The organism is Streptomyces sp. NBC_00726, assembly GCF_045161735.1.
Taxonomy (GTDB): domain Bacteria; phylum Actinomycetota; class Actinomycetes; order Streptomycetales; family Streptomycetaceae; genus Streptomyces.
On sequence record NZ_CP108983.1, the window covers coordinates 2,596,169 to 2,609,596 of the forward strand.

Here is a 13,428-nt window from a genome sequence, read left to right on the forward strand (position 1 = left end):
GGCTGAGGGCACGTATGCGGACGGGAGGAGGGTCGGGGTTCAGGTCACAGAGGCCGGGCGGGCGCGGATCACGTCAGGTGCGGCGCCGCAGGTCCTCCAAGGTCGCCGGCGTTCCCGGCAGTACGGACCGGGCCGGGGCCTCCAGTCCGTCCAGGAACAGCTGGATGTGGCGGTGGGTGAACCGGTCGATGTTCGGGCAGGCGATGCCCGGCAGCGGCCGGGTGAGCTGGGAGAGGGCGACCAGTACGTCACCGACGGCGATGTCGGTGCGCAGGCGCCCCGCGGACATGGCGCGCGCGACGAGCCCTTCGACGGCCTCTTCGAGGCGCCGGCGCTCGGCGAGCAGTTCGGGGTGGTCCTTGTCGAAGCCGCCGGAGAGCATCGGGCACAGCGCCCCGATGCGCTCGTCGGCGGCCGCGTGGACGAAGCGGGTGAGCGCGTCGAAGGGGTCCGCTTCTTCGGCGGCGGCCTCCTCGGCGCGGTCGGTGGTGCGGGAGGTGACCGCGAGCACGACCTCGTGAATGAGGGCGGCCCGGTCGGGGAAGTTCCGGTAGAGCGTCGCGTTGCCGACGCCGGCGCGGCGGGCGACCTCGTCCAGGGGCACGTCGGGCCCGAATTCCACGAACATCTCGCGCGCGGCCGTCACGATCCGCTCCCGGTTGCGCAGCGCGTCGGCCCTCGGCCTGGGCGTACGGGGCTGCGCGGGTGCGGTGGTGGCCACGGCGGTGCTCCTTGTCCTCTCGGGCTTACGTCGCGGTCCCGGCCGGGGAAACAACCGGGGACCGCTTCCCCGTTTCGCGGGGACACGAGTGCAAACGGGGAAACCATCCCCGGTTATTTCCCCGGGATTTGTGACCCGCGTCACGCACGACTTCGCGACCCGCGTCACGCACGACTTCGCGACCCGCGTCACGGGCAACTTTGTGACCCGCGTCACGCACACCGCCGTCGCCGGAAAACCAGCCGAACGGCGCACCCAGCGAGCGGCCCGCGATCACCCGGCAGAGGCTGACGGCAGAGCGCAGCCGGGGTCGGCCGACTGCCGCGGACCGGAAGGCGCCTCGATGGAGCAGCCCCGCCACCGGATACGCAAGCACCGCCGCCCGGTCGCCCTCGGCGCTGCAACGGCCCTGGTCATCGCGGCCCTGGCGACCGCCAGCAGCACCCTGCCGCTCCAGAGCCCCGCGTCGGCCGGACCCGCCGCGACCGCCCCACTGGCCACCGGGCTCGGCCCCTGCCGGATCGCCTCGGCCATGGGCGTACAGATGTCGGAGGGCATGCCGACGCGGCCCGGCTACGCGCGCTCCACCGGCCGTGTCCACGCGCTGAACCTGATGATCGACTTCCCGGACGCGGAGGGCACCGGGCCCGCCATGGACCGGCTGGCGGAATTCTTCCCGCAGACCACGGACTGGTTCCGGACGAGCTCGTACGGGCGGCTCACCTACATACCGGAGGCACCGATCCGCTCGTGGCTGCGGATGCCGCTGCCCTTCGAGGAGTACGGAATCGAGCGGGGCTCGCCGTACGAGCCGGGCTACCGCCACCTGGTGCAGGACATCGTGGCGGCCGCGGACCCGAAGGTGGACTTCGGCCAGTACGACCTGGTCAACATCCTGGTCACGCCGAACGCCGGGCCGTCCGCCCTGGACACCGTGCTCTCGGTGACCTTCTCGGGGAACGACGACGCCCCGGTCGCGGACGGGGTGCCGCTGTCCAACACCTCATTCGTCTACAGCCGCCAGGACGACGGCTCCGGCTCGTACGCCCAGACCGGCTACCGGGTCCTCCCCCACGAGAACGGCCACGTCTTCGGGCTGCCCGACCTCTACACCCTGGAGGGCGGCGGCTCGGTCGGGCACTGGGACATCATGTCCGAGGACTGGGGCGCCAACAACGACCTGCTCGGCTGGCACAAGTGGAAGCTGGGCTGGCTGGACAACGACCAGGTGAGCTGCGCCGCCCGCCCCGGCACCACGGACCACGTCCTGGAACCCCTGGCCACGCGCGGCGGCCTGAAGCTGGCCTTCGTCCCGCTGACCGCGGAGTCCGGCTACGCGGTGGAGGTCCGCACCCAGGCGGGCAACGACCAGGCGGTCTGCCGCCCCGGCGTCCTCATCTACAAGGTCAGCTCCGACGTGGACACGGGTCAGGGCCCGGTCTCGGTCTCCGACAGCACGAAGAACAGCCCCGGCTGCACCCGCCTCCCCAACGTCCACGCCGAACTGTCGGACGCCCCGTACCAACCGGGCGACACCTTCACGGACCGGGCCAACGGGATACGGATCTCGGTGCTGGAGAAGGACGCGAAGGGGGATTACCGGGTGCAGGTGACCCGGCCTTAGGGCGAAAGGCCCGAGTCTCCCGGCCGCGTTCCCCGTACCGCCCAGCTCACCACGTGCCCCGGCACGCAGTCGTCGGGGACGCTCAGCTCCCACCGCTCCTGTTCGGCGGGCTCGGCAGGGGTGCCGTCGGCTCCGTGCAGGGCGGGACGGGAGCGGCCGCCACCGCCCCGGAGGCCGTGGAACCCGAAGGCCGTGAACGGTAGGCGGGTCCCCACACCGAGCGCCTTGGCGTATGCCTCCTTGAGCGTCCACAGGCGTACCAGACAGGCGTTGCCCGCGGCTGGGGACAGCGGCAGCAGCGCGGTGCGCTCGCGCCGGGTCGTCATGGCATCGACGATCGGGCCGCCGTACAGCTTCCGTGCCCGCCCCTCCACGTCCACACCGATCCGGCCGTACGTGCTCAGCGCGGCCACGACGACGTGCCTGGTGTGACTCAGGCTGATGTCGGGTGCGGCGGGCGCACGCACATAAGGCCGTCCGCCCGGCGAGCGGCCCAGGCCGACGGCCTCCGGATCGATACCGAGCACCGCCCCGACCGTGCGGGCGAGCACATGCCGGCCGGGGCGCGTGCCGGGCCTCGCCCACTCCGCGACCGGGCCCGCGACGACCACCACTCCGCGCCGGCGAAGCCGCTCGCCGACCGGCTCCCAGGGGCCGCCGGGCAGCACCGGGATGACCTCAGGCAGCACGGGTCAGCAGATGCCGTACGGGCCGGGGCCGCGGGTCCTGGGGGGTGTGCGCCGCGAGCACCGCGTCGAAAGCCGGCCGGTTCCATTCCCTGCCCGGGACCCTCACGGGCAGGCAGAGGCCCGCCGCGATCCTGGACAGGGCGCCGATCAGGCAGGCTCGGCTGCCGGCACCGCGCCGGCGGGGCCCGGCCGGCCCACGCCATTCGTCGAGGCAGGCCGCGGCGGCCGTGAGCAGGGCGTACCGGTCGGCGAGCCCCCATGACTCCGCTCTGCGCGACCCGGCTTCCGCCTCGTCCGGTGTCGCGAGGTCGATGGCGCGGAGCGCGACCGCACGCCGTTCCTCCTCCAGCGCCTGCACCAGCGTGCCGAGAGGCGGGGCCAGCGCGCTCGTACGCACCGATGTGAGGGGGGCGGCCAGCCGGTCGTCGCAGGCCGCGAGGAAGGGAAGCCGTGCGGCCACCGCGTTCATCCGGCCCGCCGCTCCCGGCGCTCCCGTCAGGGCGGCGAGCACGCGCACATGGTGCCGGTACTCCGCGGCGGACTCGTCGGGGCTGAGGAGGAGCGGCCCCAGGGCGGGGGTGAGGCCGTCCACCGCGTCGAGCAGCAGCCTCGGTACGAGGTAGGGGGCGACCGCGGCGGCCTCGGGGGCGTGCTCCGCGGCGTCGCTCAGGCGGTCGCAGGCCCACAGATCCGCCTGGGCGCCCGCGATGGCGGCCCTGGCCCGGTCCGACGTGCCTCCGGCGACCACGGCCCGGACCGCCGCGTGCATGGCCGCCCGGGCCACGGCGCCGGGCGCGGGCTGGGCCGGCGTCACCGCGCACCGGCTTCCGGGCGGGCGCTGTAGATCGCCGCGTGCGTCATGGTGGCGGCGTTGCTCCGGCCGAGCGACTGCTGGAGGTCGGCCCGTATGCCGGCGAGGGTCACACCGTCGCCGAACGCCTCCGCCGCCGCGGCCGGGTCCAGGGAGAGGGTGTGCCGCGAGGTCACCACCGGACCGGCCGGCCCGTCCTCGAACGTCCACACCCCGCTGTGCCCGATCAGCAGGGCGTGGGGGGACAGCTGCTTGTACGCGATCCACTCGGGAGCACGGCAGACGCGGACCGATCCGGAGCGGTGGGTGACACCGTCCGGCGCGACGATCCGGAGCTCCAGCAGCTGGGCGTCGGGGGCGATCTCGGTGACCGTGCTGCGGGAGGTGTGCGGCAGCCGCTGTTCCCACAGGTCGGCCCGGTGCATGAAGTCGTAGGCGGCCCCGGCGCCGCCGTCCCACTCGAACGACTCCTTGAACGAGAAGACGACCTCATCGACCGGGTGCCGGATCTCGGCGAGCCGGGCCAGCTCCGCGAGCCGGGCCCGGCAGTCGGCGTCCAGGACGCGGCGCAGCCTCTCCGCCGCGTCGGAATCGCGGTCCCGGGCGCGGAAACGGTGACGCAGTACGGCCTCGGTACGGCCGTCACGCAGTGCGCGGAAGTGCCAGGCGCCCCGCAGCGAGGTGACCGGGAGCGGGCTGTGGTCGTGGGTGAAGCCGATGTGGAGCCGGTAGGGATCGAGGGTGCGGTGGGACGACCAGAAGTCCACGGCCGTGCTGGAACCCGTCCACATCTCCACGTGCTCGCCGCGTCCGGCAGCGCCTGTCGTACGGGCGTGCACGCAGGAGCCGAAGATGGCCGGCCAGCGGTGGACATCGGCGACGAGGCCGTAGACGGCACGGGGCGGGGCATCGATGACACGGGTGTGTTCGGTGCTGTGGGACGGCGTCACGGGAAGATCTCCTGCGAGGGTCGGGGAAAGGCGCGGGGCCCGCACCAGGGGATGTGTGCGGGCCCCGCCGGGGGTGCGGCCGCCGGTTCAGGCGGCCGCGGGGACGGAGTGGTTGACGGCGGCCAGCAGTGCGCGCGGCGTCTCGACCTCGGCGACGTCGTCGTCGGACAGGTCGATGCCGTACTCCTGCTTGATGCGGGCGGCGCTCTCCATGAGCGCGAGCGAGTCGTAGCCGAGGTCCTCGAAGGTGACGTCGAGGATGTCGCCGCTGAGGTCGATGCCGTCGTCCTCCCCCGCGCAGGCGATGAGAATGCGGCGCAGGTCGTCAATGGTCAGCTGAGTCATGGATGTGTCTCCTGAGAGTGCGGATTGATGCGCCGTCAGCGCTGTGGGGCGCCGACGACGACTGCGGAGTTGAAGCCCCAGCGGCCACGGGCCAGGACCAGCGCATGGGTCATGGCCCGTTCCCGGGGTTCGCCGATGACCAGGTCGAGTCCGTAGTCGTCGGGGACGTCGGAGGTGCCGGGTGTGCCCGGGATGACCTGGTCGCGCAGGGCGAGCAGCGCCATGATCACGTCGGCCGGACCGCCGCCCGCGTACATCCGCCCGGTCAGGGCCTTGGGTGCGGTGACCGGGACCCGGCCGCGGCCGAAGAGTCCGGTGACGGCCTCGGCCTCGGCCCGGTCGAGGTCGGGGATTCCGGCGGCGTCGGCGAAGACGACGTCGATGCCGGCCGGCGTCAGCCCCGCCTCCTCAAGGGCGAGTTCGGCCGCGCGGCGCAGGCCGGGCGGCCGGCCCGAGCCCGGCCTGGGGTCGAAGGTCGCGGCGTAGCCGAGGACCTCTCCGTGCACCCGTGCCACCCCGCGCTCGTGCGCGGACTCGGCGTCCTCGACGATGAGGATGGCGCCGCCCTCGCCCGGCACGTACCCGGCTGCCTCGCGGTCGAAGGGGAGGTAGGCGCGGGCCGGGTCGTCACTGGTCGACACGCGTCCACCGGCGAGTTGCGCGGCCCAGCCCCAGGGGTCGAGCGCGGAGTCGACGCCGCCGCTGAGTACCAGCCTGGTGCCCCGTCGGACGGTGCGCCGGGCATGGCCGATCGCGTCCAGGCCGCCGGCCTGTTCGGCGACCAGGGCGGCGCTGGGGCCCCGCATGGCGTTGCGGATCGAGATCTGGCCCGTATTGACCGCGTAGAACCAGGCGAACGACTCGTACACGGAGACGAACTCGGGTCCCTGCGACCAGAGTTTGCGGAACTCGTGGTGGGTGAACTCGAAGCCGCCCAGGGCGTTCGACGTCACGACGCCCATGTCGTAGTCGGGCAGCGTGCCGGCCGCCACCTCGGCATCGGCGAGCGCCCGGTCCGCGGCGACCAGCGCGTAACGCGTGGAGACGTCCGTCTGCGGCAGCAGCCTGCTGGGCAGGTGGTCGCGGGCCTCGAAGTCGAGAATCTGGCCGGCGAGGCGGGACGGATACCCGGAGGCGTCGAACCGTGCCAGCTCCGAGATGCCGTTGGCGCCGGTGAGAGCGGCCTTCCAGAACTCCTCGGTGCCCAGGCCGATGGGGGTGACGGCCGCCATCCCCGTGATCACCGTGCGCGTGTGCGTCGTACTCATCGTTCGGCCACCTCCGGCCGGTGCAGGACCATCGCGCTCTGGAATCCGCCGAATCCGCTGCCCACCGAGAGGACGGTGTCGACGCGCTGCCCGCGCGCGGTGAGCGGCACGTAGTCCAGGTCGCATTCGGGGTCGGGGGTGTGCAGATTGGCCGTCGGCGGTACGACGTTGTGCTCGATGGCGAGCGCCGACGCCGCGATCTCGATGGAGCCGATGGCGCCGAGCGAGTGCCCGACCATCGACTTGATGGAGCTGACCGGGACGTCGTAGGCGTGCTGCCCGAGGCTTCGCTTGAAGGCCGCGGTCTCATGGCGGTCGTTCTGCTTGGTCCCGGAGCCGTGCGCGTTGATGTAGTCGATGACGGTGCGGTCGAGGCGGGCCTCGTCCAGCGCCGCCCGGATGGCCTCCGCCATCTCACGGCCGTCCTTCTTCAGACCGGTCATGTGGTACGCGTTGCAGCGTGTGGCGTAGCCGCCGACCTCCGCGTAGATGTGTGCGCCGCGCTTCTTCGCGGCCTCGTACTCCTCCAGTACGAACATGGCGGCGCCCTCGGCGAGTACGAACCCGTTGCGGGAGCCGTCGAAGGGGCGGGAGGCGTGCGCCGGGTCGTCGTTGCGCGGCGTGGTCGCCTTGATGGCGTCGAAGCAGGCGACGACGATCGGCGAGATGGGGGTGTCGGCGGCGCCCGCGACGACCGTGTCGACGGTGCCTTCGCGGATGAGCTGGACTCCGTGGCTGACGGCGTCCAGGCCCGAGGTGCAGCCGTCGGACACCATGGTGACGGGGCCTTCGGCGCCCACGGTCCATGCCACCTCGGCGGGCATCACGCCGGGGCTGAGGTAGTCGAACATGTGCGGGGAGAGATAGCCGGGATCAACCGTCCACTGCTTTCCCGCGTCCGACATGACGAGGTACTCGTTCTCCAGGCTGGTGGCCGAGGCCACGGCGCTGCCGAGGCTCACACCGACCCGGTGCGGCGCCGGCCCGCCCGCGGCCAGGCCGCTGTCGGACAGCGCCTCACGAGCACAGACGACAGCGAACTGGGTGGCCCGGTCCATGCGCCGGATCTCCCGGGGGCTGAGCCCTTCGGCCTCGGCGTCGAAGTCGGCCTCGCCCGCGATACGGGAACGGAAGGGGGACGCGTCGAAGAAGGAGATGTTCCTTGTCGCGGTGCGCCCCGCGGACAGCAGATCCCAGAACTCCTTCGTTCCTGCGCCGCCGGGGGTGCGCACTCCGATCCCGGTGATGACGACGCGGCGGGTCACCGTAGGCGTCCTGTCGTGCTGTACATGTCTGCGTGTTCCTTTCACCTGAGCGGCGGGACACACGCAGCCTCTGGGGCGGGGCTTGAGGAAGGGCTGAGAAGGGACAGCGTTCGGAACAAGCCACTGGCCACGGGGTTGTTGACACGGCGACCCGGGCCTTCGGGCTCCACGGATGTAGTCTGCGTCCGTGGAGCCGGCGCCGCTGCTCATGTCAGCGGACTGTTACTGACCTGGAGGTCAGCGTCATGCCCACTCCCCTTCGCAGCGCACTCAACGTGGTCAGGGACCGCATGTTCCTCACCGGGACGGTGCGGTCGGTCGAGCACCTGACCCCGACCATGCGGCACGTCACGATCGAGGGCCGCCAGCTCGTCGGACTCGACCACACCCCGGGCCGGCAGGTCCGGGTGCATGTGAACGACCTGTTCACGCCTTCCACCTGGACGCGGCTCGGGGACGCGCTGCGGACCTATTCGGTATGGGCCTACGACAGGCCCGCCGGCCGCCTCGAACTCGCGGTCTTCGACCACGGAGGCGACAGCCCCGGCACGGTGTGGGCGCGCGGGCTCACGGCCGGGGCGCAGGTGACCTTCGGCAAGCCCGAGGGTGATCTGGTCGCACGTGAGGACGCGGCCTTCCACGTGTTCGCCGCGGAGGAGACCGGCGCGGTGGCGTGTGCGGCGATGCTGGCCGGTCTGCCGGTGAACAGTCGCGTGCACGGGGTCTTCGAAGCCGCGACCCCCGATGACCAGGTGCCCATGGCGCGCGAGGACGACCTGGTGCGGGTGCACCGGCACGGCTCGTCCGCCGCCGACTCCGCCCTCCTCGTGAAGGCCGTCGCGGATCTCGACCTGCCCACCGGGCCCGACCACGGGGGTGTGGCCTACTTGCCGGGAGAGGCCCGCACCATTCAAGCCATCCGACGCCATCTCGTCGCCGAACTCGGCTGGAATCGGCGCTCGGTGCTGACCAAGCCGTTCTGGACTCCGGGCAAGCGGGGCATGGAGTAGGGAAGAAACACTCAATCGTCCACTCATCCATGTCGGATCTGCGCACCGGGGGCACCATCGAGGTCGACTTTACGCCAAGTCACAAAAAGAAGACGACGCGGGGTGGCGAGATCCGACACTCTGTTGACGCGGCCCCGGACTCCACACCCGCCCGCAGCAGAACAATCACCAATGACGGCATCCGGAGATCCGATTCGGTCTCCGGATGCCGCATGCGCACAGCGCCGAGAGAAAATCCGCATTGCCTCACGGACACAGAGGCAGAATACTTACCGCTCCATGACCGAGGGGATTTCTGAAAGGTTCCTGACAATTCAACATGGAGAAGTCTTTACTTGACCGAGATCAGCCTTTGAAGGCAGGATCGCTGCATGGTCTTGAAAACCATGGGATCCATTGACCCGGATTCCGCTCCAGATCGGGGGAGTTGGATGCAGATATCAATACTCGGATCTCTGAACATAAAGGCAGACGGAAGGGAAATCTCTTCACCTCCTCGAAAGATCAGACAACTTCTGGCACTCCTTCTCCTCAACGAATCCAGCGCCATTCCCATGACGTCCTTCGTCTATGAACTCTGGGAATCCGAACCGCCACGACGTGCCGTCACCACGGTCCAGACGTATGTGGTGCACCTCCGCAAGCTCCTGGTCGAAGCGTCCGGGGCCACCACGCCCGACATCGGCAAGGAGCTGTTGCAGACCAACGGTGCGAGCTACCGGCTCACTCTGCCCGGCGGCTCGCTGGACCTGCACGAGTTCCGCCGGCTGCTGGCCGCGGCGGACGGAGCGGTCAGCATGGGGCGGGACCGGGAGGCAGTCAGCTTCTGGCAGCAGGCCGACGCCTTGTGGCACGGGGACGTACTCGCCGACGTGGAACACGGCCCGCTGCTGCGCGCGGAGACCGCGTCGCTGCGGCAGTCACGGCTTTCGGCGGCCGACCGGCGTATCGAGGCCCAGCTCCGCCTCGGGCTGCACCAGGACACGCTCAGCGAACTCGCCGGGCTCGTCCAGCTGAATCCCCTCGATGAAGGGTTTCACGCGAAGTTCATGCTCGCGCTCCATCGCAGCGGATATCGCGCCAGAGCTCTCCAGGTGTATTACGACCTGCGCAGGGCCATGTCCGGCGAGCTCGGAATCGAACCGTCACGCCCCATTCAGCAGCTGCTTCAGGACATTCTGTCCAGCGATTCCTCCATCGAAGCGGCCTGCTGAGAACACTGTCAGCCGAATGACAGCCCAGACTTGATCCGGTCCCAAGGCCGGCGGCGGAGGATCTACCAGGACGGCACAACACACGACCGAAAGCGTTGTGATGACCGATATCCTGGAAGACCGGCTCACCCTTTCCCGCGAGGCGAGGGATCTCCTGTTCCTCGAAGCAAGGACGGCGAATTCCTTCGCCGATACCGCGGTGAGTGATGAACAGGTGCGCGCCATCTACGACCTGGTGAAGTACGCGCCGACATCGATGAATCAACAGCCCCTGCGGATCGTACTTCTGCGTTCCGCGGGGGCTCGTGGCCGGCTCATATCGCATCTGGCGAGGGCGAACAGGCAGAAGAGCGAGGAAGCTCCCCTTGTCGCCCTGCTCGCGGCGGACCTGAACTTTCACGACCGGCTGCCCGAAGTCTTCCCGCACGTACCGGCCGCCAGGGACATGTACCGCGACACCGCGCTGCGCAAGCAGTCCGCGCAGTTCAACGCGACCCTGCAACTCGCCTACTTCATCATCGGCGTACGCGCGGCAGGGCTCTGCGCCGGTCCCATCGTGGGTTACGACGAGGCCGGCATCAACCACGACTTCTTCCCCGAAGGCGACCGCTGCGTCCTGGCCGTCGTCAACATCGGCCTGCCCGGGGCCGATCCCTGGCACCCGAGGCTGCCCCGGCTGAGCTACGAGGACGTAGTCACCGTCGCATAGAGATCGCAGCCGGGCGTTAGCCAGGGCTCAAGCGGAGCCGCGCAGGATCGGAAATCACAGACACGATCGGCGCACACCGGCGGATCGGCGATGTCCGGGCCGCGTGGCAGCAGGGGCGGAAATGCTTTCAGAACTCCACGATCTCAACGTGGTGGCAGAGAAATACTCGACAGAGGCGGAGAGCCTGCGAAGGCTTCGCCCGGAAGTGGTCGAGCAGATTCTTGACGCGGGTTTCGCCAGGCATTTCGTGCCCGGCCAATACGGTGGACACCAGGGAAGCTATACGGAACTCGTCCAGGCCCTGCGGTCGGCGGCGGCAGGCTGCGCCGCGACCGCCTGGTGCTGCCTCATCTACGCCACCTCGGGGCGCATGGCTGCGTTTCTTCCTCAAGCCGGCCAGTCCGAGGTATGGCGTACGGGGGCCGATCAGCCGATCGCCGCCGCGCTGATGCCGTCCGGCACCGCGGAGCCGGTCCCGGGCGGCTGGCTGCTGACCGGCGAGTGGCAGTTCCTGAGCGGAGTCGACTACGCCACCTGGGCACTCCTCTGTGTCCCCGGTCCCGCGGCCGGCGGGAAGCCGCGCTTCATGGCCGTCCCCCGGAGCGAACTCTCCGTACGCGACACATGGTTCAGCATCGGCATGCGCGGCACCGGCAGCAACTCGGTCGTCCTGGAAACGGTGTTCGTACCCGAGCACCGGTCCTTCAGCCGCGAGGCCCTGGCCACGGGCACCCCGGGCGAAGCCGCGGCCACGTGCTACCGCGTTCCGCTGCTCGCCGTCGCCGGCCTCCCCTTCGCCGCGCTGTCGGCCGGTCTGGCGCAGAGCACGCTGAGCCGCTGGTCGGAGTGGACGGGGACGCGGACCGCGGGGCCGAGGCCCATGCGGGAGAGCGAGTCCGTCCGGCTGGAGTTCGCACGGAGCGCGGTCGAGAACGACGCGGCACAGCTCCTGGTCGAGAGAGCGGCAGCCGTGGCCGACGACCTCGGGCTCGCCCGGCGTCACGCCGCGCGCAGCGCACGCGACGCGGCCCACGCCGCCTCGATGAGCAGGCAGACCGTGGAGCGCCTGTTCGTCAGCACCGGCACCCGGACACAGCGCGACGGCGACGTCATCCAACGGGCCTGGCGCGATGTGCACGCGGCCGCGTCCCACGCCGCGCTGCGCTTCGACATCCACGGCAGCGCATACGCACAACAGGAATGGTCCACGAAGGGAGACTCCGATGAACAAGCCGGCTGAGACCGTCCACGATGTGGCGGTCGTCGGAGCCGGACCGGTGGGCATGGCACTCGCCTGTCTACTGGCGTCCTCCGGCGTACACCCGGTCGTACTGGAACGGCTGACCGGGCCGAGCGGCGTCACCAAGGTCGGCAGCATCGGCCCGCAGGCCGTGGAGGCGCTGGCTAAGTGCGGCGTGTACGACGACCTGGCCGACGCGGAACGACAGACCCTGCTCGGCTACGCCGCCATGGCCGGCGGCGGCCGGCGGACCGCGAGCGGGTCCGGTGGCGGGGCCCGGCAGGTGCGCGGTGAGCACTTCGCGGGCATGGGCGGGATCGACTCCTCGGCCTACGTCACGGACCGGCGGCGGCGCATGCTGATCGAGCAGCCCGTCATCGTGTCCATCCTGCTCAAGCGCGCCGCCGAGCACGGGGTCCAGCCCCGATGGGACCACGAGGTCACCGGCCTGACCCAGCACGAGGACCATGTGGCCGTCACGGTGACGGCCGGTGGCGCCGAACGCACGGTCCGGGCCCGGTATGTGATCGGGGCGGACGGCCCGCACAGCACCGTACGCAAACTCGCCGGATTCGAATTCCCCGGCACACCCGGCTCCTTGACGGCGCGTCAGGCACTGGTGGAGCTGGACCGGGACGGGGCCGTTCCGCCCGCCGGCTTCATCGCCGCGCCCGGCGGCATGCTCGCCTACGGGACCGCGGTCAACAGCCTGGGCACCTTCGAGTTCGACGGGCCGCCCAGCGACGACGGGCCCATGACCCGCGAGGAACTCCAGGCCAGCGTCGACCGGGTCCACGGCGAAGGCGTCAGGATCACCTCGGTCTCCGAAGGCAGCCGGTACACCGACACGTCCCGCCAGGCGGCGACGTATCGCAGCGGCCGGGTCTTCCTCGCCGGGGACTCGGCACATATTCATCCGCCGATCGGAGCACAGGGCCTGACGCTGGGGCTCGGGGACGCCCTGAACCTCGCCTGGAAGCTCGCCGTCGAGCTGCGGGGCGACGCTCCGGCCGGGCTGCTCGACACCTACACGACCGAGCGGCACCCCGTGGCGGCGGAGCTGCTGTCGCTCATCCGGGCCCAGACCGCGCTGATGCGGCCCGATGCGCACAGCAGGGCGTTGCGCGGCCTCTTCGCCAGGCTGATGGTCCTGCCCCAGGTCAACGACTGGCTGGCCCGGACCAGCGGCTTCTTCGACGTGCGCCATGACATGGGCCCGGGCCAGGACGTGGACGACGCGCTCACCGGCACCTTCTGCTCCGGCCTGGACCAGTACGCCCTGGACCCCGACTCGCCGCAGGACGCGCCCGTACCGCTCGCGGACCTGTACGACGGCCGGCGCGGGCTGCTCGTCGTCTTCCCCGCCGGCGACGCGGACCGGGAGGAGCTGCGCCGGTCCGTCTCCGGGCGGGTCCGCGTCGTGCGGTCCGAAACGCCCTGGCAGGACGAGGTGCGGGCTGTACTCCTGCGCCCGGACGGGTGCGTCGCCTGGGCGGCCCGTACCGGGGAGCCGTGGGATCCCGAAGCGCTGTGTGCCGCCGAGGAGCGCTGGCTCGGCGCGGAAACGACATGAAGAGAGGTG

At 70.8% G+C, this 13,428-nt stretch carries 13 protein-coding genes and 1 pseudogene; 7 read left to right on the top strand and 7 right to left on the bottom strand.

Annotated elements, in window-relative coordinates:
• Positions 1–73: 73 nt before the first annotated feature.
• A complete protein-coding gene (locus OG338_RS11505; RefSeq protein ID WP_405937231.1) occupies positions 74–721 on the bottom strand; it encodes a TetR/AcrR family transcriptional regulator in 648 nt (215 codons plus the stop codon).
• Between the two features lie 343 nt (positions 722–1,064).
• Between OG338_RS11505 and OG338_RS11510 the strand changes: the two genes are divergently transcribed.
• The gene (locus tag OG338_RS11510) at positions 1,065–2,345 is read left to right on the top strand and encodes a M6 family metalloprotease domain-containing protein (RefSeq protein WP_405937232.1); all 1,281 of its coding nucleotides are present in this window, start codon (positions 1,065–1,067) and stop codon (positions 2,343–2,345) included.
• On the opposite strand, the gene OG338_RS11515 is transcribed toward OG338_RS11510, so the two are convergent.
• The 6 genes from OG338_RS11515 to OG338_RS11540 form a co-directional block, all read right to left on the bottom strand.
• A complete protein-coding gene (locus OG338_RS11515; RefSeq protein ID WP_405937233.1) occupies positions 2,342–3,034 on the bottom strand; it encodes a 4'-phosphopantetheinyl transferase family protein in 693 nt (230 codons plus the stop codon). The two genes, OG338_RS11510 and OG338_RS11515, sit on opposite strands and share 4 nt — an antisense overlap.
• Positions 3,024–3,848 (bottom strand): hypothetical protein, encoded by an 825-nt coding sequence (locus OG338_RS11520; protein ID WP_405937234.1) that lies wholly within the window; start codon positions 3,846–3,848, stop codon positions 3,024–3,026. The genes OG338_RS11515 and OG338_RS11520 overlap by 11 nt, the downstream gene beginning before the upstream one ends.
• On the bottom strand, positions 3,845–4,795 hold the full coding sequence (locus OG338_RS11525; RefSeq protein WP_405937235.1) for an SRPBCC family protein: 951 nt from the start codon (positions 4,793–4,795) through the stop codon (positions 3,845–3,847). The genes OG338_RS11520 and OG338_RS11525 overlap by 4 nt, the downstream gene beginning before the upstream one ends.
• 87 nt (positions 4,796–4,882) lie before the next feature.
• A complete protein-coding gene (locus tag OG338_RS11530; RefSeq protein WP_405937236.1) occupies positions 4,883–5,140 on the bottom strand; it encodes an acyl carrier protein in 258 nt (85 codons plus the stop codon).
• Positions 5,141–5,175: 35 nt separating this feature from the next.
• Positions 5,176–6,408: a ketosynthase chain-length factor gene (locus OG338_RS11535; protein ID WP_405937237.1), complete on the bottom strand. Its 1,233-nt coding sequence runs from the start codon at positions 6,406–6,408 to the stop codon at positions 5,176–5,178.
• Positions 6,405–7,673, bottom strand: coding sequence for a beta-ketoacyl-[acyl-carrier-protein] synthase family protein (locus tag OG338_RS11540; RefSeq protein ID WP_405937238.1), 1,269 nt, complete (start codon positions 7,671–7,673; stop codon positions 6,405–6,407). Before OG338_RS11540 ends, OG338_RS11535 begins: the two co-directional genes overlap by 4 nt.
• A 245-nt stretch (positions 7,674–7,918) precedes the next feature.
• On the opposite strand from OG338_RS11540, the gene OG338_RS11545 reads away from it, so the two are divergent.
• From OG338_RS11545 to OG338_RS11570, 6 genes and pseudogenes are all read left to right on the top strand, one after another.
• A complete protein-coding gene (locus OG338_RS11545) occupies positions 7,919–8,683 on the top strand; it encodes a siderophore-interacting protein (RefSeq protein ID WP_405937239.1) in 765 nt (254 codons plus the stop codon).
• 554 nt (positions 8,684–9,237) lie between these two features.
• Positions 9,238–9,897: a BTAD domain-containing putative transcriptional regulator gene (locus tag OG338_RS11550; RefSeq protein ID WP_405937240.1), complete on the top strand. Its 660-nt coding sequence runs from the start codon at positions 9,238–9,240 to the stop codon at positions 9,895–9,897.
• Positions 9,898–9,997: 100 nt separating this feature from the next.
• On the top strand, positions 9,998–10,606 hold the full coding sequence (locus OG338_RS11555) for a malonic semialdehyde reductase (protein ID WP_405937241.1): 609 nt from the start codon (positions 9,998–10,000) through the stop codon (positions 10,604–10,606).
• Between the two features lie 121 nt (positions 10,607–10,727).
• Positions 10,728–10,946 (top strand): annotated as a pseudogene (locus OG338_RS11560) (acyl-CoA dehydrogenase family protein); the annotation flags it as partial.
• 30 nt (positions 10,947–10,976) lie between these two features.
• On the top strand, positions 10,977–11,846 hold the full coding sequence (locus tag OG338_RS11565; RefSeq protein ID WP_405940390.1) for an acyl-CoA dehydrogenase family protein: 870 nt from the start codon (positions 10,977–10,979) through the stop codon (positions 11,844–11,846).
• Positions 11,830–13,419 (top strand): FAD-dependent monooxygenase, encoded by a 1,590-nt coding sequence (locus tag OG338_RS11570; protein ID WP_405937242.1) that lies wholly within the window; start codon positions 11,830–11,832, stop codon positions 13,417–13,419. Before OG338_RS11565 ends, OG338_RS11570 begins: the two co-directional genes overlap by 17 nt.
• Positions 13,420–13,428 lie beyond the last annotated feature (9 nt).